At 58.8% G+C, this 24,372-nt stretch carries 17 protein-coding genes and 1 pseudogene; 4 read left to right on the top strand and 14 right to left on the bottom strand.

All coding sequences use genetic code 11. The features are described 5' to 3' along the window. Window positions 1–57: 57 nt before the first annotated feature. The 10 genes and pseudogenes from ACROHD_RS03390 to ACROHD_RS03435 form a co-directional block, all read right to left on the bottom strand. Window positions 58–1,410, bottom strand: coding sequence for a hypothetical protein (locus ACROHD_RS03390; protein WP_432675925.1), 1,353 nt, complete (start codon window positions 1,408–1,410; stop codon window positions 58–60). Window positions 1,411–1,569: 159 nt separating this feature from the next. Next, window positions 1,570–2,370 (bottom strand): outer membrane lipoprotein-sorting protein, encoded by an 801-nt coding sequence (locus ACROHD_RS03395; RefSeq protein WP_432675926.1) that lies wholly within the window; start codon window positions 2,368–2,370, stop codon window positions 1,570–1,572. Then, window positions 2,367–4,649, bottom strand: coding sequence for an efflux RND transporter permease subunit (locus tag ACROHD_RS03400; RefSeq protein ID WP_432675927.1), 2,283 nt, complete (start codon window positions 4,647–4,649; stop codon window positions 2,367–2,369). Before ACROHD_RS03400 ends, ACROHD_RS03395 begins: the two co-directional genes overlap by 4 nt. Then, on the bottom strand, window positions 4,646–5,824 hold the full coding sequence (locus ACROHD_RS03405; RefSeq protein ID WP_432675928.1) for a sulfotransferase family protein: 1,179 nt from the start codon (window positions 5,822–5,824) through the stop codon (window positions 4,646–4,648). Before ACROHD_RS03405 ends, ACROHD_RS03400 begins: the two co-directional genes overlap by 4 nt. Next, window positions 5,821–7,182: a condensation domain-containing protein gene (locus tag ACROHD_RS03410; RefSeq protein ID WP_432675929.1), complete on the bottom strand. Its 1,362-nt coding sequence runs from the start codon at window positions 7,180–7,182 to the stop codon at window positions 5,821–5,823. Before ACROHD_RS03410 ends, ACROHD_RS03405 begins: the two co-directional genes overlap by 4 nt. Before the next feature lie 4 nt (window positions 7,183–7,186). Then, window positions 7,187–8,845, bottom strand: coding sequence for a phosphopantetheine-binding protein (locus ACROHD_RS03415; RefSeq protein WP_432676020.1), 1,659 nt, complete (start codon window positions 8,843–8,845; stop codon window positions 7,187–7,189). A 105-nt stretch (window positions 8,846–8,950) separates the two neighbouring features. Beyond that, window positions 8,951–9,403 (bottom strand): annotated as a pseudogene (locus ACROHD_RS03420) (ketoreductase domain-containing protein); the annotation flags it as partial. A 15-nt stretch (window positions 9,404–9,418) separates the two neighbouring features. Continuing rightward, the gene (locus tag ACROHD_RS03425; RefSeq protein ID WP_432675931.1) at window positions 9,419–12,130 is read right to left on the bottom strand and encodes a zinc-binding dehydrogenase; all 2,712 of its coding nucleotides are present in this window, start codon (window positions 12,128–12,130) and stop codon (window positions 9,419–9,421) included. A gap of 24 nt (window positions 12,131–12,154) precedes the next feature. Continuing rightward, window positions 12,155–13,360, bottom strand: a complete 1,206-nt coding sequence (locus tag ACROHD_RS03430) for an acyltransferase domain-containing protein (RefSeq protein ID WP_432675932.1) — start codon at window positions 13,358–13,360, stop codon at window positions 12,155–12,157. 117 nt (window positions 13,361–13,477) lie between these two features. Continuing rightward, window positions 13,478–14,854, bottom strand: a complete 1,377-nt coding sequence (locus ACROHD_RS03435) for a beta-ketoacyl synthase N-terminal-like domain-containing protein (RefSeq protein ID WP_432675933.1) — start codon at window positions 14,852–14,854, stop codon at window positions 13,478–13,480. Between the two features lie 389 nt (window positions 14,855–15,243). Here ACROHD_RS03435 and ACROHD_RS03440 point away from each other — a divergent pair, with 389 nt between their 5' ends. From ACROHD_RS03440 to ACROHD_RS03455, 4 genes are all read left to right on the top strand, one after another. Beyond that, on the top strand, window positions 15,244–16,422 hold the full coding sequence (locus ACROHD_RS03440; RefSeq protein WP_432676021.1) for a pyridoxal phosphate-dependent aminotransferase: 1,179 nt from the start codon (window positions 15,244–15,246) through the stop codon (window positions 16,420–16,422). A 74-nt stretch (window positions 16,423–16,496) separates the two neighbouring features. Continuing rightward, window positions 16,497–17,171: an SH3 domain-containing protein gene (locus tag ACROHD_RS03445; RefSeq protein WP_432675934.1), complete on the top strand. Its 675-nt coding sequence runs from the start codon at window positions 16,497–16,499 to the stop codon at window positions 17,169–17,171. Window positions 17,172–17,174: 3 nt separating this feature from the next. After that, on the top strand, window positions 17,175–17,942 hold the full coding sequence (locus tag ACROHD_RS03450; protein ID WP_432675935.1) for a bestrophin-like domain: 768 nt from the start codon (window positions 17,175–17,177) through the stop codon (window positions 17,940–17,942). Window positions 17,943–18,011: 69 nt separating this feature from the next. Next, complete coding sequence (locus ACROHD_RS03455) at window positions 18,012–19,397, top strand: pyridoxal phosphate-dependent decarboxylase family protein (RefSeq protein ID WP_432675936.1); 1,386 nt, start codon at window positions 18,012–18,014, stop codon at window positions 19,395–19,397. 87 nt (window positions 19,398–19,484) lie between these two features. On the opposite strand, the gene eda is transcribed toward ACROHD_RS03455, so the two are convergent. From eda to ACROHD_RS03475, 4 genes are all read right to left on the bottom strand, one after another. Continuing rightward, complete coding sequence (gene eda / locus ACROHD_RS03460) at window positions 19,485–20,126, bottom strand: bifunctional 4-hydroxy-2-oxoglutarate aldolase/2-dehydro-3-deoxy-phosphogluconate aldolase (protein ID WP_432675937.1); 642 nt, start codon at window positions 20,124–20,126, stop codon at window positions 19,485–19,487. Window positions 20,127–20,201: 75 nt separating this feature from the next. Beyond that, window positions 20,202–22,007 (bottom strand): phosphogluconate dehydratase, encoded by a 1,806-nt coding sequence (gene edd, locus ACROHD_RS03465; RefSeq protein ID WP_432675938.1) that lies wholly within the window; start codon window positions 22,005–22,007, stop codon window positions 20,202–20,204. Window positions 22,008–22,090: 83 nt separating this feature from the next. Next, window positions 22,091–22,804, bottom strand: coding sequence for a VIT1/CCC1 transporter family protein (locus ACROHD_RS03470; RefSeq protein ID WP_432675939.1), 714 nt, complete (start codon window positions 22,802–22,804; stop codon window positions 22,091–22,093). Beyond that, a complete protein-coding gene (locus ACROHD_RS03475; protein WP_432675940.1) occupies window positions 22,797–24,209 on the bottom strand; it encodes an FAD-binding oxidoreductase in 1,413 nt (470 codons plus the stop codon). The genes ACROHD_RS03470 and ACROHD_RS03475 overlap by 8 nt, the downstream gene beginning before the upstream one ends. Between the last annotated feature and the right edge of the window lie 163 nt (window positions 24,210–24,372).

Below are 24,372 nucleotides of genomic sequence, written 5' to 3' on the forward strand. Positions count from 1 at the left end.
GTGCCCAGACATGAGTCGAGGATTGGTCAAACAGGATTATCCAAGTCGTGAGGCAACTTAGAAAAAGGTCGAAAGGGTGAACTCGAAAAACGTGTCCCCATCCAGCACTGTCAGGGGGTCAAACTGACTGCCGGTTTCAACATGGCTAGCGCTGATCTGGGCGCGCATCCGGTCTCCGATCCGGCGAGACAAGGACAGCGAGTAAAGCTGAGCAGAGCTCTCAAGATCCTGGAAAAGGCCAAACTCTACTCGGCTGTCATTGGGGTCGTTCAGACTGTAGTACAGCCCCAAAAAGGCATCATCGTTAAAAATCGTTGCGGGTTGCATCACGCTTCGATCATCGAAGTGATATTCCAAAGCCAGGATCAACGTGCCATCGGTTCCGGCAAAATCGTAGAAGGTATGATCGCCCCCGATAATGCCCGCCGTAAAGCGCTCGTTATCTGTTTCCCTGACATATCCCTCAAATCGGAACTGCGTGTCTCCTTGGGCATAGACCGCGGTCAGGCCCACTTGCTGGATGTCTTGATAGTAAGGAACCTGGGCCAGGACATTCGGGCCTTCACTGGCCACCGCAATCCCGAATTGGCTGACCAGCAATGCTGCAATCTCGGACACGCTGGTTGGGGTAAGGGTGCCGGCCTCGTAAGCGTCTCGCAGCGCGGTCGACATTTGATCGCAGATCGCCGGAGTTACCGGGCCAGAGGTCGTGACACATCCTGGCAGCAGAACGGCTTCCCTGTTCGTGCCCTGATAGTAGGAAAGTCCGAAATCGAGCGACCCGCTGCCGACGGAGAAATAGTTGCTGTAGCGCAGGGCGACATCAAGCTCATCGTCTTGCTGATAGGTGGCGAAGTCACCATAGGTCGGGAACGGACCGCGCTGGCGGGTTGCTTGGCCGCCATAGTTGCTGCTGACATCCCCCCCAAGAACATAGGCACTGAACGTCCCGATCCCGGTAAAGAAATTCGCGTTCAGCATGGGCGTACCGATCAGCTCGCTGCCGCCAACCTGGTTGGAGGCGTCGCGTGCATTCAGCACGTTCACGATCGTTCGACCGTTGCTGACGCCCCAGTCTTCAACATTGTATCCGACGACAAGATCCCAATTGTCGAAGCTTTGGGTGTAGTAGGCCTTCTGAATGTTGAAGGTGGACCGGTCATTCGCGTCATCGCCCAATCCGTCGAACTGAAACACCAGCTCACCCGGGCCGACGGACATCCCGCCATTCAACTGCATCCCGATAAAAGGATAATAGCCTGCCGGCCCCTGTCCGCTATATTGCCCATCTTCGGTGTAGAAACGGAATCCCAGGTCGATCTGACCTGACAGATCCAACACCGGGCCGTCCGCCAAAGCGGGGATCGCAGAGGCAACGGAAAGCAATCCTGCTATCGCGCATGTTTTCATGACCTGCCCCCCCGGGGATGTGTCTGGATACCCAGCACCATGATACCCGACCGCAAGAATATCGCAGAATTCCGCGTTCAGGTAGCAGGGCCATTAAGCATTTGTCATTTCACTGCCTCAGATGCCTTTTAAGCAACATCTTTGACATTGTTCAGCGTTCTAGTTGATCCGGCGCAGGGCATTGACCGTGAAGGCGTTTTCACGAAGTCCCTGGTTGAACTGGTAGTCTCCCCAGTTAAGCAAGGTGCTTGCGCCCGTAAGATGGTTCGTCATCTCCATGCGTGACGCCCGCCAGAATCGACCCGCGTAGCGCCTGTATCCGCTAATGGCGAGTGTCTTAAGATGCGCCCCCCGCCGATCAAAATAATGAACTTGCTGAAGTCGCAGCTCCTGCTGGTCCAGCCAGATGCGCTGACGGCTATAACCGGAATTCGTGGTCGGGATACGGTCGATCACATGGCATTGGCCAGCGCCGGCAAGGCGCTCATCCGCAATCCAGCGATGATCGAACTTGTCGACTTCCTGATCGACCATGTCCTCGAACGCAAACTCGCTTCCCACGAATGACCCGGACCGCCCGGAGCCACTAATGCGCCGCACCCGTTCCATTGCCGGCAGAAACAACCACTGATCGTCAGACTCTCCCCGATATGCATGGGTCAGCAATGCAGTGTTTCGAATGTCGCCGGGCCAGCGGAAAATCAGCAGGGATCGAGACCGGCCCGGGCCAGTCGTAATCCAACTGGCATCAAATCGGCGGGTTGCTTCCTGCCCACTGGCCGTGCGCAACACCATGTCGCCAGAGACCGAGATATCCTGATATCCGGACTGTCGTTCCGATGCCTCGGTTGCAATCGCCAAACCGCGATCTTCAGCGGCATCGGTGCGTCCCGGGGTGGCCAAAGGCAACAGCGGCAGGGACAGACCAAGAGAAAGAAAGAAGCGGCGATTAAGGCTCATTTTGGGCTCCCTTGGAACAAGGCCAACAGCGCTGGCAACAGTAACAGGTCGGACAAAAGCGCAAAGAATATCACGACAGAGGTCAGCAGGCCGATATGCTGATTAATCGCAAACCCCGACGCTGCCATGATAGCGAAGCCCAGTACCAAGGCAACAGAGGTCAGCACGATGGCTGATCCGACGACCGAGAACGTATCTTCCAAGGCAGCTTGCGTTTGCATTCCCCGACGGCGGCAGCGCAGGTAATGCATCAGGAAATGCACCGTGTCATCGACCACGATGCCAAAGGTCATCGTTGTCACCACGGTCGAGCCAAGATTCAAATCTCCTAGCGTCATTCCCCAAAACCCAAAGGCCAGAACTGCCGGGATCAGGTTTGGCACAAGGCTTAGGGCGCCGTAGCGAAGGCTGCGCAATGTGGCCATCATTGTGATGGAGACCAGAACCAGAACCAGCAGAAATCCCGCCAGCATCTGGCTGTTGTTGCGTTCGGAAATCCGCGCGAAGGCAATGGCGACACCGGAGGCTCGGGTGGCTATCTCAGGCTCGTTTTCGCGCAACCACACTTCTGCATCCGCCGCTACGGCCCGGATTTCGGCGCTATGTTCAGAGCGGATGACCGCGCTTATCAGTGTCTGGGTCCGATCCACATCCATCATCACGTTGAGATCCATGCCAACCGGAAGCGACAGCTCGTAAAACATGAGCAATTGCGCATTGGCAGCCTGGCTATCGGCAACCCTGTGTGAAAGCGGATCGCCACCGCTCATGTTCTGGTTCAGATCCTTGATGATGTCAGTCAGCGACGTGACCGAAACGACCTCTGGCTGTTGCTCCAGCCATGTCACGAACCGGTCGATGCTGTTCAGAAATTCGGGGTCGAATACGCTGGCATCATCTGGGGCCTGAAAGGAAAACTGCAGGCTCTCCAACCCGGTCAATCGGGTCTGAATAGCCTCGGAATCCTGGCGCAGTTCGTAACGGTGATCGAAATATCGGATGACGTTGTCATCATAGTCGATCCGGGTGATCCCAAGCACGGCGATGCCGATCCCAACCGGAAAGATCATCAACCAAAGCCGTTTCTTCCTGATCACCCATACGGCCAACCGGCGCATCTGGTCGCCCGTGACCATAAGCCTCCCGGCCCCGAGTGTTTGGCGACTGCCCAGAAAGGCAGGCAGAATAATGAATACTGCCAAATGCCCGAATATCAGCCCGAAGGCGACGATGTTGCCCATATCAGCCAAGGGGGGCGCAGGAGAGAAATTAAGACAGAGAAAGCCAAAGGCAGTTGTCAGGTGGCTAACTGTAACCGACGCCATGTTTTCACGAAGCGCATGGCGAAATGGGTCTGGATCGTCGCCATGTTCCGTCGTGCGGATCCAGGCCAAGATGATGTGAACGCAGCTGGTCGAGACCAGAACCATGACAGCCAACGGGCTGATCGCCGTTCCTGCCGTCAACTCGACACCGGTCCACCCGGCAAAGCCGTAAGTCGCTACGGTTGATGCAAAAAGAACCGTCAGACAGGCCAATACCTTGAACGCCGAGCCCATGGCCAAGGCAAACAGGATCGTGACCGCCAGAAACGCAAAAGGAACCAGGACAGCGATGTCCTCGATCGCCACGCGGGCCAATAGATTATTTCCTAGCATCGCACCGGTGGCCCTCAGCTCCCATCCCGGTAGATCGGCCCGCCATTCGCTGATCATGTTTCGAAGGGCCGTTTCGGCCTGCCGTCGAACACCCGGCTGATCTTCAGGCAGAACCATGCGGATCGTTATGCCGTAGGCCGCACCATCGGCCGACAGAAGCGTGTTGCGCATATCGTCCGAGGCCAGTGCAAGATCCCGAAACCGCGCCGCAGCCTCGGGCGTGACTTCGGCGAACTCGTCCAGCATCGGCTCCACAAGAATTTCATCTTCAATCGCATAGCTGTGCATGTGATTGACCGGCGAATCCACCCGCAGCGCAAAGGGCATTTGCCATGCGTCCTCTGTCATACGCTGCAAAGCCCGCAAGGTTTCCGGTTCGAAGGACGTGCCCTCAGGGGGGGCGACCATCAGAAGCAGAACGGTTGACAGGGTATAGGTTTCGTCGTTGCTCTGAAGGTCCATGAACTCCTGATTGGACGCACCGAAGAACGCGCGGTTGTCGTCAGATACCCGCAAGCGCGGCAAACCTGAGGCGAGCAGAACCAGAACCGCCGCCAGACCGCAAAACAGCACCCATCTGCGTTTGAGAACGAAATCTGAAAGGCGTTCGGCAGGTGTCATGTGCTGCCTGTGCTGCTGCGTTCAGATAGTTTTTGGTATCCATAGCGCTGGAAGTAATCATGCCAAAGGCGGTCAATCTCGGCCACGATTTCCGGCTCTATCTCAAAGGTGTTTGTCTTGTAGTTGCGGCTGCCAGCGGCCTTTTGCTGATAGAGATTGGCCACCTGATCGAAATCCCCTAGGTCCAGAGCCTCGTAAACTCTGCGCATCGTGGCCAGCGTATCTTCTTTCAGATCCTCATATGAAAGCGTCACGAGCTGCCGTTCAGGGATTTCCGTCATATGGGCGTGATAGATGGCATGGAATTGTGCGAACCCGTCAAGCAGTTTGGCATCAAACACTTCCTGGCTGGGTATCTGGGTTTGCAATGCCTGAGACGCTCGCATGGCATCGCCGGATTTCCGCGCAGAGAAAAAGATGCGGTATGGATCGCGAACGATATGGATGAACCGCGCATTGGGAAACAGGCGAAGGATTTCTTCGATGCGCAGGGTGTGGGCCGGGGATTTCAGAACCAGACGCTTGCCGGGGTTGATCCACTGGACCCGGCGTAGAAACCCGAGCCAAACCCGACGCCAGTTCTCGGCTTCATGCTCTGGCATGTTCTTGGTCTGGATGATTGTGCCGCCCATGGTGTCGCACGGCAGCAAAATTTCCCGGTAGGGAGAATACGCTCCGCTCAGAAGGAGCGCGTGTTCATCTTCCTCCGGGGCGTCAAGTCCAACGCCGACATTGTCCATCGGCCGCCTTGTTGGAAATATCAACCGAAGAAGGGGTTCCAAAGCCCTACGGCCCACCAGGAAACATTCCGGGGTAAAGCAATTTTGCATGGTCGGTGCGGCCAATCCGGGGTCCGCCAGCATGGTATGATGCAGCCATGTGGTGCCGCTGCGCCAATGGCCAATCACGAAAATCGGGTCCGGTTCGATCTTCACCTTCCGGATTGTTGGCTCCAGAAATGCAAGCCCGATCCATTTTCGCAGTTGATTGAAGGATGCCGTCACCAGGATTGTCGCAACCGCAGGGTATCGGCCTGGTGACACGCGTGACCAGTTGCCTTTCATCAGTTTCAGAAACGCGTCCAGCGCCATTCCATTCCAGATCCGCAACGCAAAGGGGCTGACCCCCACATCGCGGGGGCCGATCTTGCGTGTGGTGCCTTCTGGCTCTTTCATGACGCGCTCGTCCCGGTTGTTTCGAGATCGAGCAGGTCACAGATCTTGTCGGCCAACTGAGCTATCTCCTGTGCGGTGTAGGCGATGCTATCATAATACAGGATAAACCCACCCGCGCCGTTATCCGGGCCGATGTTGAACTGAAGCTCTGCCAAAGAGCGGTGATGCATGGAAACATCAACAGTCGAGATCCAATAAGGTCCTACACGCTCTTCCACGCCGATCTCCCGGCTGAACCCCTTGCTGAACAGTGATTGGTTCTGACGCGCGACTGCACGCGGCTGATACGCGCAAAACTGGTTTGGGTAACAACCTGCCGAGATCATTTGGTCTTCCCAGGCAGATCCCCGTCGGGCTGCATCCGAAGGCAGGTGATCTATTGCCAGCATCATCGTCTTGTGCAGTTCAAGAGCACCGGCTTTCACCCCGCCCTTTCCGGCTGCTTGATATGGAAAGATCACATCCAGAGTGCAATCGCCCATATAGGTGGCCAAAGCCGGGTTTGTGCGCGAGATCGGAGACACAAAAATCAACCGGTCCTGATCATAGCACTGGCACAGCGCCTCAAGGAAACCGGTGCAGAACAGTGTTGGCACACCGATATTCATTTGTTCGGCTATTGCGACCTGCCGCGCAGCGCTTTCGGGGGTGATCTTGATCTGCAGCTTGGCTGGCTCAACCTTACCGACTACGCGCCACAACGGCTCCAGCCCTTTCGCCTTTCTTCCAATGTTCGGAGCTTTTGGAAAACTGCGCACCATGTCTTTCCAGAAAGCCTCTATTTTCCTGGCTCTCGAGGGTAGCGGATTTTCATAGTGCTGAACGAACTCCGCATGGCTGACGGCGCGTGATAGGATTGGCAGGCCTATCAGATACTTCAGCAAATCCTCTGTCAGAACCACCATGCCATAGCCGTCTGTGATCGCATGGTGCACACGGGTTACGATGACATCGCCACGTTCGCCGCAATGCACTACGATCATCTCCGCCAGAGGAGAGTCCACCAATTGCATCGGTGCATTGGCAATCGCCTTTATCTGAGATTGAAAGCTCTCATCGTCCAGATCACCCAGATCGATTTCGCGTATCTCGGTGCGCGCATTCGGATCGATGACCGCCATCCACTTTCCACGGATGTTTTGCAGCCGCAAGCGCAGGCAGTCGTGCCGCGCGCTCAGCTTGTCCATAGCCCGGCTCAGGCGCCGCAGATCCACACGGGGCCTAACACGCGTCGCATTGGTCACGACCCAGTTCTGTCTCAGATCATCGAGGCAGTCCGGGTTTGTATACTGATCCAGCAGATACACCTGTCGAGCATCAGCGCGATGGATCTGAAGAGACTGTTTGCCAATCGACATGGCCTCATTGCCCCAGTGGTTGCGCGTCCCTGACCTCATCCGCGGCAGGGTGTGTTTGACCAGCTAGCTCAGACTGAACCGCACTTAGAATCCTGGAAGCATATTCCCTGTCCATGACATCCTGATCGAAGTTCAGGCGTATCCGGGGGTGTTCGCCGCCCTGTTCCACCTGAAGCCAGACATCGTGCAACATGTAAGCCGGTGAAACGGAAGACCACTCCATCGATTGTTCAAACAACACCTGGAACGGCGCCGCTCCCCACTCTGCATAGGCTGATGCAAACTCGGCTGCTGCGGCGTGGCTGTCAAAAGCACGATGATTGGGGGCCATCTTAAGCGTTGGCTCCAGCCCCGCACGCCCGATCCGGTCAGTGTTGTCCGCAGGTACGCGCAGGGGCTGATCCATCTCGAAGGGGCCGACCACTGCATATTTGGTCAGATCCCCGCGCAAAGAGTGGCGGCGATCAATGAGAACCGGGCCGCTGCTCTGCGTCACACGGCGCAGGGCCGACGCAAAGGCACACAAGAGCGTGGCCTCGGTGTACTGCGCTTCAAGCTTTCCGGTGACTTGCGCCGCAGCTCCGTGGTTCAACCCGACACCGGCCGGCAAGAGCGCCCGGCTTCTCCGTGGGAACGGCAGCGCCGAGGCACCGGCACACAGGCTGTACCACCAAAAGGCACGATCCGTCTGAGCATCTGCCCGTTCTGCATCGTACCGGCAGGCAGCCAACCTGGCCAGAACGGCCTTTCGCGGCATTGGCCGGTCGAGCGCATCTCCGCGCAATATGTGCAACACCTCGGTCAGGATCACCTCGCAGGACATTGCATCACCCAAGACAGCGTGCATCGTCACCCGAAGCCTCTGATCTGCCATGCTCAGACGCAGAAACTCGCCCGAGGCGATATCCAGCAAGCGATCGTCGTGACCCTCGACAATCTGTGTTGCCCGTCCATCCAGATAGAGCTGACCCTCATTGTCGAACCGCATGGAGAGCAAAGGATGACGCCGTTCCAGTTTCCGAAGCGCCTTTTCAAGATCGTCCATGGAACTGCCGTGCGGCACTGGGGCTTCGACCGTGTGTTCCATGGCGCGGCGCGCAGCATCAGAGGTCATCGGGGCGCGCGCCATCCGCAACATGCCGACCTGCGAATTACTGGCAAGCAGCCCCGTGTTCGACATTTTGGCCGTTCCAGGTTCATCAGATGCTTCGCCCGCGTCCTCAGCGGCGGCCGAAGCGCGTTTAAGGTTCTCGATCTCGTCGCCCAATATCTTCGAAAGATCGTCGATCGAGGGAGCTTGGAGAAACTTCGAGATCGGCAAAGAGAAGTCCAATGCCGTTTCGATACGGATCTTCAGTTCAAACGACGAAAGACTATCCAAACCAAGTTCGCTCATCGGGCGATCGCTCTGGATCGCAGCTTTGTCGATCTTCAGAACACCAGCGATTTCGTCCATAATGAACTCACGAGCGGCACCAACCAGTGCCTCTCCTTCCAACGTCATCAGGGTTGTCCGCACCTCTTGCGTCGCGCTGCCGTCCGAAAGCAGCGTACTCGCCATGCGTGGACTGGTTCCAAGCGCTGGATTGGCGCGGGTTATCTGGGTCCAGTCGGCGCGCGAATACACAAAAGACGGTGCATCTCTCGTAACACTCAGATCCATTGCGGCGGGAAAATCTGTCGCCGTCAGACCGTGCAGACCCAAGGTTTCGAGATAAGAGGCCAGGGCCGCGTTTCTGGCCACAAAACCCGCATCCGCAATCGCGCCCCAGTCAATGGCAGTACCGGGCCGGCCAAGCGCGGATCTGTAATACGCCAATGCATCAAGAAAGGCATTGGCGGCCACATAGTTACATTGCCCGGCCAAGCCGATGACCTGCGAAATCGACGAGAAGCCTATCAGAAAATCCGGCTCGACCCCGGCCTCGGCAAAGGCCCGATGCAGGTTCCAGCCACCTCTGACCTTGGGGGCCAGAACCTCGGAGATCATGTCTTCCGTCAGCTGATTGGCAAACCCGTCCTTGATGACCGCCGCACCGTGGACAACGCCTTTCAACGGTTTGTCGCTATCGAGATTGCTCTGAACGAATTCTGAAACCGCTGATGCGTCGGTGATGTCCAACGCAATGATATCCACATACGGGCCACGTGCGCGCAGCGTCTCGATGAACCCCTTACCGGTCTGGTCCGTCTTGCCGGACCGAGAGGCCAGCACCAATCGCCCTGCCCCGGCCTTTTATAGCCAATCCGCAATGCTAAGGCTGAAGCCTGCCGTGCCACCTGTGATCAGGTAACTGCCGTTCTTGGAAAGGCGCACCGGCCGGTTCTTGTCGCGACGGACTTGGAACTCCTCCTCCTGCAGCGTCACAACAACCTTGCCCACATGCTTGGCCTGGCTCATGTAGCGGATCGCATCCCCGATCTGGCTGATCGGAAACTCGGTGTACGGAAGGGGTGTTAGCGCCTGGTTGTCCAGCATTCCGATCAACTCTTGGAACATTTCGGCAAGAAGCTCGGGCCTCTCTTCCCCCATGGCCGCTAGATCCAGCACCGAAAGTGACACGTTCCGGCGCAGCGCCTTCATCCCGATCGCCGCATCTTCGTAGACATCACGTTTTCCGATCTCAAGAAAGCGACCATATGGCGCCATGATGTCCAGACCCTTGGCGATATACGCGCCGGGCAGGGAATTGAGCAGGATGTCGACCCCGGCGCCTTTGGTGATCTTCATGACGTCATCAGCAAATTTGAGGGACCGTGAGTCCATCACATGAGGCACGCCCAGATCTTTCAGAAGGCGGCGTTTCTCGGGGCTGCCCGCCGTTGCGAATATCTCCGCTCCGGCAGCTTGGGCGAGCTGAACCGCAGCGGTGCCGACGCCACCCGTGGCCACATGAATGAATACCTTTTCCCCCGGCCGCATCCGCCCCACATGGTTCAGCGCATAATGGGCCGTGGCGAATGCACTGGGAATGGTGGCTGCCTGCGCAAGCGAGATGTGATCTGGCAGCAGGGTCAGAACGCTTGGGTTCACCGTCATGAACCGCTGAAGGCAGCGTTTTCCAAGCCCCATTACCCGGTCGCCAGCTTTGAACGCAGTCACGGCCTCCCCCACGGCCTCGATCACGCCCCCATATTCCAAGCCCAGGTTTTCCCACGCGGGTTCGGGCTCTGCCTCGGCTGGCAACAATCCTGTCACGGCCATGATGTCCCGGAAATTCAGCCCGACCGCAGAAATTCGGACCCGAACCTCGTCCGGTCCGATCGGTTGCAACGGGATTTCGACCAAGCCGACATGGTCGATGACACCGGGATTGTTCATCGTTGCATGGAAATTGATGCTTTTGTCGGCTTTGGGAACGGTCAGCAGCTTCCATTCGAAGTCATCCGGCCCCGCATGGCGTAACCGCGGAACAAGGCACGCCGCGTCGCGCAGGATCACCTCGGTTTCGGGGCCAGGCCGCAGGATCCGATCTGCCAGTTGTGATAAGTTGGACAATGACCGGGTGTCGGCATCGATCAGACGGATCCGGTATTCTGGCGTCTCGGTCGCCAAACCACGCGCCACCGCGACCACCGGCATCTGGGTTAAGATCCGGCTGCTATTGGCTCCGCCGCCGGAATCCGGATAGGCCCCGGATGTCAGGACCACGATTTCAGGCAGTCCATTCTCGCCGCTCCGCGCGAAATCCATGAGGTCGCCAAGCGCGATCAGATCCTTGGTGCATCGGTCGATGGTCCCGAAAAGCTCATCTGTTGAACTGTCTTCCGATACAGACGGCAGCGCCAGAGGCCACGTGACGGCAATACCGGCCAGGTCACCGGCTTCAATCATATCAGCAGCCAGTTCAATCAGCCCGCTGCGGATATCCTCGCCCAGTTCAGAACGCGCGACACCGATGACCTCTGCGCCCGAGGCGGTCAGCGCCTTTGCAAGGGACGCGTCATCCTCCGCTCCGCCCTCCAGCAACAACCAACGACCGACCACCGGTGCAATCTCGGCATCCTCTTCACGCAGGGGCACGAGGTCTTGCCGAACAAAGTGGGCAGGAACCTCATCTCCCTCAGTCTCGGTCCGGGAGTTTGGCAAAAGGCTGATCTTTAGCCGCTCAACAGACATCAGGACACGCCCATCCCCGTCGCGCACGGTAAAGCCGGCGGTTGGCTGCAGTTTGTTGGTCTGCTTGATCTGATCTGCTTCAACGAAAACTTCGTCGGGGAAATCGCCATAAACCCGAATGCGGCCGACGCCGACAGGCAGGCACACTGGATCACCGGGCCGAGGGCCTTTGCGGATGCGCTTCAGTGTCATACGCGGTTCCAAAACCTGAAGACAGCCATCCAGCATCGTCGGATGCGCGAAGTGCCGGTGCTTGGTAGATTTTCCACCCTCTTGCAAAACAACACGCGCATAGGTCTTGGACGCAGTCATCCAGAGCTGATCGATGGTCTGGAAGGCGTCGCCATAGTTAATGAATCCGGTCGAGGTATCGGCAAAGTAGACGTAGTCTGTGTCGATTTCCTTCAAACCCTTGCGCTCTTGGTTGAATGGGCGGGCGGGCGGTGCCTTGACATCGGTCACCCGAACCCGCGCTTCACTTCGCAATACCCAATCATCATTCGCGTCGCGCACCCGTGAATAGAGCTTTACCCTGCCTCTGTCGGGATCGAGGATCGTGCTGAAGAGGATCTCTGCGTCCGGGTCTATGAACAATGCTTCGTGAATGATCGCATCTTCGATCTCCAGGGTCTTGTCGGCCCCGAACTCTTCTCGGCACATGGCGATCATGGTGTCGATGTATCCTGCCGCCGGGAAGATCACGTCCGACTGCAACCGATGATCCTTCAGATACGCATAGGCACGCAGGTTGAGCTCTGAAAGCCAGCTTTTGCTGTTGCCCCGCGCGCGCTGGCCCAGGAACGGATGCTTGATCGGCTTGAACAGCACCAGATCGCTTTCCTCGGATCCCTGCTAGAACGGCTCTGACTGCCATGCATTGGCCGGCAGATCGATATGTCTCGAAGGCTGACCCGTGATTGCAGGCCAATTCAGGTCAACCCCCTGCACGAATAGTTCTGCTGCCGCCTGCGCCATGGTCTCAAAATCCGACGCCTTGCGCGACAACGAGTTCAGAACGCTGACATTCGCCCCCGCCTCCAACGCGGTGCTGCGGGTTGGCCCCGCAAGCGTTGCAGCCGGCCCAAGTTCAAGGAAGGTCGTCGCGCCGTGCAGCAAAGCCGCTTCGATACCTGATTGGAAATTCACCGGGCGGCGCAGATTGAGCCAACCATAGTCGGTGTCGAACCGGGTTTCCGGCCGGCCCGTAACGGTCGACAGAAACGGGATATCAGGAACTGACCAGTCAATCGTTGCCATCTCACGGCGGAACCAATCTTCACCGGCATCAAGATGATAGGAATGCCAAGCGGTATCCACGGTCAGCGCACGGATAAACGTGTCCGGGTTCATCATCTGAAACTCTTCGACGAAATCGTGCAGAGCATCATGATCGCCGCTGATCGTCGTCGACCCCGGCCCATTGATTGCAGCTATTCCAAGCTTGCCGTGGTCGGGCAAAAGGGCCTCGACATCCCGAACATTCAAACCAATGGCGGCCATGGCGCCTTTCTTGCCCAACTGGTCGCGGATGATTCCGCGCTTGGACAGGAACCGTGCCGCCCCGGACAGGGACAACCCACCCGCAAGATAGCTGGCCGCGGCTTCGCCAATGGAATGACCGACAACCATGTCCGGCGTGACGCCAAAATCACGCCATACCGCCGCAAGCCCATATTGAATTGCAAACAGGGCCGGTTGCGTCACCGTCGTATCATCTATCCGAGAGCTGTCCTTGTCGCGCAGCAGTTCTTCCTTGATGGAGAATCCTGCGACCGGATGGAATTCGGCGTCGAACGCCTCGACCGCCGATCGGAAGGTTGCATTGTGAAGCAGCAGATCGCGGGCCATGCCCCACCACTGACTGCCCTGCCCGGCAAAGGTGAAGCACAGCTTGCGATTGCCCTGTCTCTGACCGGTCACGATGTTGGGTTGATCCGTAGCCCCTGCTGCAAGTTTGCGAAGGGCCGACCTGAGTTCTTTCTCGCTTCGAGCCAAAATGGCTGCGCGATACATCAGGTGGCTGCGCTTTGTGGCCAATGCCGCCGAGAGATCTGACAAAGGGACATTTGCCAAGCTCCCACCTTTGGCAAGCTCCCTTAGCAAAGCCGACGCATTTGCCCTGAGCGCTGACTCCGTCGAGCCTGAGATCGGAAAGAAAAGTGGGAAGGACGGCACTTAGCTGTGGTCCTGGGCGACTGGCCTCGCCGGAACGGGGTGGTGATCATAGGAAATCGGGGGAGGTGAAGACAGCAATGCGCAGGCATTCGCCCCGCCAAAACCGAATGAATTGACGACGGCGTGCCGTCGCTCCGCCACCTCTGGAAACGGCTCTGGCTGAATTGGAACCTGAAGGTTGAGAGCGTCAAATGGGATATGCGGATTGGGCGTTTTGAAATGGATGTTCGGGGCCACGGTTCCGGTCTTGACGGACATCGCAGCCTTGATCAGTCCGGTGATCCCCGCCCCGCTTTCCAGATGACCGACATTCGCCTTGCATGATCCCACGAAAACCGGGCGATCGGGCGTGTTCTGGCCGATAACAGTGCCAATCGCCCCGGCCTCGATCGGATCACCGACAGGGGTGCCCGTGCCATGCGCTTCGACAAAGCCAATTTCGGCAGGCGTGATCTGCGTGCTGTCGAACAAGGCAGACAACATGGCGATCTGGGCGTTTTGACTGGGGGCGGTGATGGTGTTGGTCGCCCCGTCCTGATTGGCAACGGTCGCATCAATAATGGCGTGGATGCGATCCGCGTCCGCCCGCGCACGACTGAGCGGCTTGATGACAATCATCCCGACGCCTTCACCCCGCACAAATCCGTTCGCCGCGGCGTCAAAAGTGGAGATTCGACCAGTGGGCGAAATCATGCCCGCCTTGGAAAAGACCATGAAGGGTGATGGATGCGCCATCGCGTTCACACCACCGACAAGGGCCATGTCACATGCACCGCTGCGCAGGTTCCACACGGCTTGGTTAAGGGCAGTCAGAGACGATGAGCAGGCCGTATCGACAGCATAGCTTGGGCCGGTCAGGTTTAGCCGGTGGGAAATCCGGTTGGCATTGATGCAGAGCGCATAGCCAGTTCCGGCATAGGCCTCTGTCGCCGTAAGCCGCATTTCCTGCAAGCTGCGATAGTCCGACTGCGACACGCCGATGAACACGCCGGTGCTTTGACGCGAAAACTCCTCCAGTGGGATCTGAGCATCCAGCATGGCATCGACGGCACCTTGCAGCACCAAGCGCTGCTGTGGGTCCATCCCCTGAGCTTCGCGTGGTGAAATACCGAAGAACTTGGCGTCGAAACCGCGCAGATCGTCAATGAAACCGGCCCATTTGCTGACTGATTTGCCGATCGAATCCGGGTTCGGATCATAGAAAACATCCACGCCCCACCGATCCTCGGGAATTTCGGAAATTCCGCATTGCTTGCGCATCAAGAACGAAAAAAACTCTTCCGGGCTGTTGTTCCCTCCGGGAAGCGTACACGACATGCCCACAATCGCTATTTGATCGCATTCTGCGCGTGGAAATCCTCGGTCAACTGTCGTCATCTTCGATCCCCCCCGGGTCAACAGCGTCAAGAGAAGTAGAGCGAGCCGATCCAACTGACGCCGTTAATATTTTCTTTGTGAGCTATTCTGATAAGCCTTTCAAGCGGGGCTCTGATGATGTGACTGCCCCCAGGACGACATCATGGCGCCAGGGTGGTCTGGGATGATGCACGAAGGTGGGCGATCTCATGATCAGGGCCTCTTTGAGGGGATCTCGCAAGAAGGAAAACGCAATGTATTCCATGTGAAGGGTCTTCTTGGCGTGGCCTGATTGCGTCCGCCGTGCTGCCGAAACATGGCGACACTCTGCCGGGGACGACGTTGACATTGTTCAGATCATCTGCGCCCCTCGTGGCCTTGGATTCGAGACAGACATGACAGGTGCAACGATGCAGCAATCTCGGCGGATTTCGACGTTGAACGGGGATGGTGACGACGGCTGGGGCCTGTTCATCGCCGCTCGCGAGATGATCGCAGCGGGGACGCCCGTGACCGAGCTTACAATTGGCGAGCATGACGTGCGCACCGATCCGGTGATCCTTGACGCCATGCACGCATCGGCACGTTCGGGAAACACCGGTTATGCGATGATCCCCGGCATCGACGCGCTGCGCGATACGGTTGCCGCGCGGGTGCAGCAGCGGTCCGGCCAGAAAACCACGCGCGACAACGTGATTATAACGCCGGGTGGTCAGGCGGCGCTGTTCATGGCCCACCACGCCACCTGTGACGAGGGCGACCGAGCCTTGTTTATCGACCCGTATTACGCCACCTATCCCGGCACGATCCGGGCCGTGGGTGCGGTGCCTGTGCCCGTTAAGGCGCGATCAGCCCATGGGTTTCAGCCTGATCCGAAAGAGATTGCCAAGGCAGCCCCCGGTGCAAAATCGCTTCTGATCAACTCTCCCAACAACCCCACAGGCGCGGTCTATGGGGCCGAGACGATGAACGGAATCGCCCGCGTTGTGCAAGAGCATGACCTGTGGCTGATCTCGGACGAAGTCTATGACACGCAGGTCTGGGAAGGCCCCCATATCAGCCCACGTACCCTGCCGGGGATGGAAGAGCGCACGTTGCAGATCGGGTCGCTTTCGAAAAGCCATGCGATGACCGGGTCGCGCTGTGGCTGGATCGTGGCGCCAGAGGATGTGACTGAGAACCTGATTCAACTGGCCACCAACACCAATTACGGGGTCGCGGGTTTCGTTCAGGCTGCGGGGCTTTTTGCGCTGGAACTTGGCGAAGATTTCGAGGCCCGGATAGCAGAGCCTTTCCGGCGCCGTCGCGGGCTGGTGCTGGATCTGGTCGCGCAGCAGCAGATTGTCCGCGCGATTCCGGCCCAAGGGGCGATGTATGCAATGCTGGACATTCGCGCCACCGGGATGACCGGCGAGGAGTTTGGGTTTGCCCTGCTGAACAAGCATCATATCGCTGTTATGCCGGGTGAAAGCTTTGGCCAGGCAGCTGCAGGCCATATCCGCGTTGCGCTGACTGTGGACGATGACCGCCTGCGCGAGGCGGTGGCGACACTGCTGGACTTCGCGTCCAAGCAAGTGAAGGCGGCATGAAGATCGAATTGATTTGAATGAAACGATCTGTGCGCTATCCTTAGTTAACATTCACAACCATTGGATGTAGCGCCATGCCTTACCTTTCTGTCCGCCGCACTGTCGCCGTGATCGCCCTACTTGTGCTGCCCTCGTCCCTTTTGGCACAGGATATGGCCTTTGACGTTGGCGAGGTTCCTGCATCCGTCGAGAACGGTGGATTTCGCTACTTTTCCGTGATGACCGAAAGCGGGCCACTCAACCTGCATGATGGACCCTCTGCAGGGGCGTCCGTGACCGCGCGCCTGGCGCGGGGGACGTTTCTCAACAATCTCGGTTGCCAAGGTGGCGCAGAACGAGCCTGGTGTGACGTGCAACCTGTGGGAGGCGGGCCTCGTGGCTATGTAGCGGCCGAGTTCCTTGCCCCAGGTGTTGGCCCGAACGGCGCAGCCATGTCCGGATATGACGACAGCGCCTCGCGCGCTGGACAAAGAGATTTCGATGCGACCGGGGCTGTAGCCTGTAGAGTTTCGGCCGGACAAGCTCCGGCACAATGCCCCTTCGGCGTCGCCCGTGCCGGCGGCGGGGATGCAACCATGATCGTAACGCTGCCTGACGGGCGCAGTCGCGCGATCTTCTTCCAGCTAGGACAAGCCATCGGCGCCGATGGCATTGGAACATTTACCGTGACCCGCATGGGCGACACGTCGCTGATTGCACTTGATGGAGAAACCTACGAAGTCCCCGACGCGATTCCACTCGGGGGCTAGGCGATGGAATTCCAATCAGTCTTGCTGAGTGTGCTTTTCATAGCCGGCACGATCCTTTTGGCCCTGGCGGTCTATTTCACGATGCGCCGACTGGTCGGCGATAATTTTGAAACCGACACCGAAACACTGGCCGGGTCTGTTATCTTCCGGGTGTCCGCCCTCCACGGTTTGATCCTGGCGCTCGTCTTCGCGCAGGAACTGGTAGCCTATGACCAGTTGCAGACCAACCTCGTGCGCGAGGCAACGGCAATTGCCGATATCTACAACGACATCCGGCGCTATGACACTGATGTGGAGGAAGACGTTCAGGCGGCGCTTTCGGCCTATGTGCGCGTAGTGATCGAGGAAGAATGGGCGCTTCTGGCGGACCAGCAAGCCTCAAGCGGCCAAGGCTGGGTGCTGCGTGAACAGGTGTACAATGCGTTGCTTGACCTCACACCAGACACGCCGCGCCAGGCCACGCTGCGCGATCATATGTTGTATAAGATCCAGCTGATTGCGGAGCTTCGGCAGGAAAGGGAAAACACAGCAAGCCATTCGATCAGCCCGCTTTTCTGGGCTGCCTCCCTTATCGGGATCGTGCTGGTCACAATCCCCTATTTCATCTTCAAACCAACCAAGCTGCACATCGCACTATTGTCCGTATATGGCGGTTTCACGGGGCTGGTGATGTACACGATATTTGCCTTCTCCGATCCATTCGACGACCCTGGCGCCTTGCGGCCCGTGGCTTTTGAACGTCTTTTGGAAACCGAGATCGGCGACAGCTAGGGGTTTGGGCTTCCCTCATATTCCTACGCATGTTAAGCATTTCTCTGCGATAACAGTAAAGGTACGGGGATGAACCACGACGATCTGCCGAAATGGTCCGCAAAAGCCGCCTCCTGGGCTCAGGACTATCACGCCACTCTCCGAAACCGGCCCGTGCGGCCATCCGTTGAGCCCGGCAGCGTCCGCGAAGCCTTGCCTGAAACCGCACCCGAGAACGCGGAGCCAATGGAGGCGATTTTCGCTGATTTTGAGCGTCTGGTGCCCGATGCCATGACCCACTGGCAACACCCGCGCTTCTTCGCCTATTTCCCTTCCAATGCCTCGCCCGCTTCCATGCTGGCAGAGCAGCTGGCCAATGCCATCGCCGCGCAGTGTATGCTCTGGCAAACCTCGCCCGCCGCGACCGAGATCGAAGAACGGATGATCCAGTGGCTGCGCGCGGGGCTGGGATTGCCCGAGGGGATGACGGGCACGATCCACGACACTGCAACCACGGCGACACTTTCGGCCGTCCTGACCATGCGTGAACGGGCGCTGAACTGGCACGGGCTGACCGAGGGGCTTTCCGGCCAGCCGGTCTTGCGGGTCTATGCATCTGCGCAGACACATAGCTCTGTCGACAAGGCCGTTCGGCTGGCCGGAATCGGGCAGCAAAACCTGGTGAAAATTCCAACGCGGGACGACCTGTCGATGGATCCCGATGCGCTCGCAGCCGCCATCGCGAATGATCGGGCGGCGGGGATGGTTCCGGCAGGCGTTATCTTCTGCGCGGGCGGTACGTCGGTGGGGGCCTTCGACGATATCGCAGCCTGCCTGCCCGTGGCGCAGGCAGAGGAACTCTATACCCATGTCGACGCAGCTTGGGCCGGCTCGGCGATGATCTGTGAGGAATTCAGGCCGTTGTGGGCGGGGGCTGAGGACTGCGATTCCATCATCTTCAACCCGCATAAATGGCTTGGTGTGCAGTTCGACTGTTCGGTTCAGTTCCTGCGCGACCCCACCCCACAGATCCGCACCCTAGGGCTGCGTCCGGATTATCTGGAGACGCTGGAAAGCTCTGATATTACCGATTTCAACGAGTGGACGGTACCCCTAGGCCGCCGGTTCCGGGCGTTGAAGCTGTGGTTCGTGCTGCGCGCCTATGGGGTGGAGGGGCTGCGCGAGCGGCTGCGCAACCACGTGGCCTGGGTTGCGGAACTGGCCGACCGGGTGGCGGCGATCCCCGGGCTGGAGATTGTGACTGCCCCCCGCCTGGCGCTGTTTTCCTTCGCGCATCAGGACGGCGACGCTGCAACAGAAGACCTGATCCAGCGCGTCAATGCCGATGGTCGCGTCTACCTGACCCAAACGCGCCATGAAGGTCGCTTCGTCATCCGCATGACTGCGGGCAGTTTCGACTGCACCCGCGATGATGTGATGATGGTGGAAACGGTCCTGCGCGAGATGCTTGGATAGGGGGATTTCGCCGTGGCTTTGCCGCGCCGATCGGCGGGGGGATCCACCCCACGCCCCCCCCTGAGGTTTTTGACCAAGATGAAAGGGTCAGCGCGGCAGGGCTGCGGCCTCTTTCGCAAGTGCTTCAATGCGCTGCCAATCGCCGCTTTCCACCGCGTCCTTGGGGGCGACCCAGGACCCGCCCGCGCAAACAACGTTCGGCAAGCTTAGGTAATCATTCGCATTTTTCATGCTGACACCGCCCGTAGGACAAAAAGCAATCTGCGGGATCGGCGCGCCAATGGCCTTTAGCGCCGGTGCGCCGCCAGAGGCTTCTGCGGGAAAGAACTTGAGCATCGAATAGCCGCGTTCCAGCAGGCGCATCGCCTCACTGGCTGTGGCTGCGCCGGGCAGAAGTGGCAAGTCGGCCTCTTCACAGGCATCAAGCAAGCGATCGGTGGCACCAGGCGAAACGCCGAACTGTGCCCCCGCGTCCTTGGCCGCCTGCACATCGGCAGGCGTCAGCAGAGTCCCTGCTCCGACAACGCCGCCAGACACCTTGGCCATTTCGCGGATCACATCAAGCGCGGCAGGCGTGCGAAGCGTCACTTCCAGCGCCGGAAGCCCCCCCGCGACGAGCGCTTGCGCCAAGGGCTCTGCATGGGCTGCATCATCGACGACGAGAACCGGGATAATTGGGGCAAGCGCCGCAATCTCGCGGGCACGGATAGAGGCTTGTTGCGGGGTCATGTTCAATGTCCTTCGGATCGGGGCCGGTTGCGGGATTGGTGCGTCTCCGGCGAGAGTATTCGGGCCAAGAAAAGATTAGACGACAACACCCGCGCCAGAGGTTGCGGGGCCTGCATTGATGCGGAATGCCTCGAACAACTCCCGGCCGATGCCAAAGCCGTTTGCGGACAGGTCCGGCGCTGCCGCAACGCGGTCTGTAACACCCTCGGTCAGGACATCGAGCGTGCCGTTTGTGGCATCGACGCGGATCAGGTCACCGTCCTGAATCTTGGCGATCAGACCGCCGTCGAGCGCCTCGGGCGAGACATGAATTGCAGACGGCACCTTGCCGGATGCGCCCGACATGCGGCCATCAGTCACCAAAGCAACCTTGTGTCCACGGTCCTGCAACACCGCAAGCACCGGGGTCAGGCTGTGCAGTTCCGGCATTCCGTTGGCGCGCGGTCCCTGAAAACGGACAACCACAACAACGTCGCGGTTCAACTGACCGGCATGAAAGGCTTTTTTCACATCGCCTTGATCGTGGAAGATGGCTGCCGGGGCCTCGACCACATGGCGTTCAGGGGCGACGGCAGACACTTTCATGATGCCCTGACCGAGATTGCCGGTCAGCTCCGCCAAACCGCCAGATGCCTGAAACGGATCAGTGGCCGGCCGCAAAATCTTTTCGTTCAGGCTGGTTCCGGCACCATCCGCCCAGACAACCTTGTCGCCTTGCAGCTTGGGTTCCTGCCGGTAGCGTGACAGGCCATCGCCAGCAATGGTAACGGCGTCTTCATGCAATAGCCCGGCGTCCAGCAGTTCGCCGATCATGTAGCCAAGTCCACCAGCGGCGTGGAAATGGTTCACATCGGCAAGCCCATTGGGATAGACCCGCGCCATCAGCGGGGTGACGGCAGAAATGTCCGCGAAATCAGAAGGCTCCAAAATAATCCCCGCCGCGCGTGCCATTGCAGGCAGATGCAGAACGAGATTGGTAGAGCCGCCCGTCGCCATCAGCCCGACGATTCCGTTGACGAATGCCTTTTCATCCAAGACCTCACCCGCCGGGCGATAATCATTGCCAAGCGCGGTGATCCCAATCGCCCGTTCTGTCGCGGCAACCGTCAGTGCATCGCGAAGCGGCGTGTTGGGGTTCACAAAGGACGATCCCGGCAGGTGAAGCCCCATGAATTCCATCAGCATCTGGTTGCTGTTGGCAGTGCCATAGAAGGTACAGGTTCCGGGACCGTGATACGAGGCCATCTCGGCCTCCATCAGCTTGTCGCGCCCCACTTCGCCGGTGGCAAACTGCTGACGGACCTTGGCTTTTTCGTCGTTCGGCAAGCCGCTGGTCATTGGGCCTGCGGGCACGAAAACAGCCGGGATATGGCCAAAAGTGGCGGCGGCAATGATCAGACCGGGCACGATTTTGTCGCAGACCCCCAGATACATCGCCGCGTCAAAGCAGTTGTGGGACAGGGCTACACCTGCCGCCAATGCAATCACGTCGCGGGAAAAGAGGCTCAGCTCCATTCCCGGCTGACCTTGAGTCACCCCGTCGCACATCGCGGGAACACCGCCCGCCACTTGTGCGGTGGCCCCTCGGGCACGTGCTGCATCCTTGATGAGGCTGGGGAACCGTTCAAACGGCTGATGCGCCGACAACATGTCATTATAGGCGGTAACGATGCCAATATTTGGCGCACGACCTTCCGCCAGACGTCCCTGATCACCTCCCATTGCGGCATAGGCATGGGCCTGGTTGCCACAGGTCAGGTGGGCTCGCGCCGGGCCTTGATCTGCGGCGCGGCGCATCCGGTCGAGATAAACGCTGCGGCTGTCAGCCGACCGGGCGATGATCCGGTTTGTGACCTCTGCAATCTGAGCGTTAAGCGGCATCGGAGACTCCCTGAGTATTTGCTACCGCACCATATAGTCCGTTAGCGCTAACATTACCAGTCCCGAATTGAACGTTCGGCCTGCTAGAGCGTCGTTCCCACAAGAGCCCCGATCGCTGATGTGGCCCCCATGGCCAGCACCCCCCATATGACGACCCGCATAGCAGCACGCATCTTGGGCGCCCCGCCTGCCTGAGCACCAAGGGCACCAAGCGCGGCAAGAGCAACAATCGTGGCGAGCCCCACGGACCAGACCAACCCGTTTAGCGGTGCGAACATGGCGACAAGTAGCGGTGCGGCAGCCCCCACGGCAAAGGTCAGGGCAGATACAACGGCTGCCTGTACCGGCGCGGGTGGCGACAGGTCGGTTATTCCAATCTCGTCTCGCAAATGCGCGGCGAGTGCGTCTTTCTCGGTCAGTTCCACCGCAACCTTGCGGGCCAGATCGGGCGACAATCCACGGAATTCATAGATCGCTACCAGTTCTTCCAATTCCGATTCCGGGTTGTGTTCCAGCTCGTATTTTTCGCGTTCCGTATCGGCGGCCTCGGTGTCGGCCTGGCTGGACACCGAGACATATTCCCCTGCTGCCATGCTCATCGCACCCGCCATCAAGCCGGCGGTTCCGGCCAGCACGATGGCCATCCGGTCCCCACCACCAGCGGCGACACCCGCGATCAGCGAGGCGGTGGACAGTATGCCGTCATTTGCCCCCATCACGGCGGCGCGTAGCCAGCCGGTGCGAAAGGACAGATGTGGTTCTTCGTGCGATGAGGGTTGGTTCGAGAGATCAGACATCAGACAAAAGGATCTTTCCAGGGTTGAAGATGTTGAACGGATCCACGCCGCGCTTCACTGCCGCCATCATGGTCAGGGCACCTTCGCCCAACTCTCCCATCAGGTACTCCGCCTTGCCCTGCCCGATCCCGTGTTCACCGGTGCAGGTGCCGTCCATGGAAATGGCTAGGTCGTTCAGCCAGCTGATAAAAGTCCTGGCGCGTGCCACCTCGTCCGGGTCTTCCATCAGGATCAGCGGCAAAGTGTGGAAATTGCCGTCGCCCACATGCCCCACCACAGGCGCGATCAAGCCCAATTCCTCGGCCTTGGCCTGCGCGGCTGTCACGCATTCGGCAAGGCGGGACACGGGAACGCAGCAATCGGTGGAAATGCCCTTGGCCCCAGGTCGCAGTGCGAGGCTGGCCCAGTAGGCATCGTGTCGTGCCTGCCAGAGCTTGTTGCGATCCTCGGGCTTCGTGGTGAAGGCAAAGCCCTGGCTTCCGAACTCTTCCGCAATGTCGCCAAAGGTTTGCGCCTGTTCCCTCACGGAGTTTTCAGATCCGTGGAACTCTAGCAACAAAAGCGGCTGTTCCGGCAGGTCCAGCTTGGAATAGGCGTTCACCCCCTTGACGGACAGTGCGTCCAACAGCTCGATCCGTGCCACAGGCAGGCCCATCTGGATCGTCATGATCACCGCGTTGCAGGCGTCCTCGACTGTCGCAAAGGAGCATGTGGCCGCCGAGATCGCCTCGGGGATGCCCTGCAGCTTCAGCGTCAATTCGGTGATCAAGCCAAGCGTACCCTCAGAGCCCACGATCAACCGTGTCAGATCATATCCGGCGCTGCTTTTGCGGGCCCGATTACCGGTCTTAACCATCTCACCAGACGGCAGCACCGCCTTCAGTGCCAGCACATTGTCTTTCATCGTGCCATACCGCACCGCGTTCGTGCCTGACGCCCGTGTCGCGGCCATCCCGCCAAGTGAAGCATTGGCACCGGGATCGACGGGAAAAAACAGGCCCGTATCGCGCAGATAGGTATTCAGCGCCTCTCGGGTCACGCCGGGCTGAATCACCACATCCATATCCTCGGGATGCACGGCCAGAATCTTGTCCATGCGGGTGAAGTCCACGCTGATTCCGCCAGCGGGGGCGTTGACATGGCCTTCCAGGGACGTGCCAGTCCCGAACGGGATGACCGGCACCCGATGATCTGCACAGATGCGCACCACATCCTGAACTTCTTCGGCAGTTTCCACGAAGATCACTGCATCGGGCGGCTGGTTGTCGATCCAGGTGGTGGTATGAGCGTGCTGCTCCCGGATTGAATCGCCCGTTTCCAGACGCTCTCCGAACCGTTGCTTCAGCAGGGCAACGGCCATGCCTATGCCGTCCTCATTTCGCGGCAAGACCATCAGCTCGGCCATAGCGACCACCTCCCTCATTTGCACCCAACAGCCAGAACCTAAGCCTGTGCTTGGCTCGGTGCAATTGCCGCGGAGGACGCTTCTGTCCGAAATTCGCCTTGTTAACCATTATTTTGCACCCGACGTCATCTGGACGATACAGATTGCCTGTATTGCTTGGCCA

Origin of the sequence: Nioella aestuarii (assembly GCF_050896395.1) — a bacterium.
Lineage (GTDB): Bacteria > Pseudomonadota > Alphaproteobacteria > Rhodobacterales > Rhodobacteraceae > Nioella > Nioella aestuarii.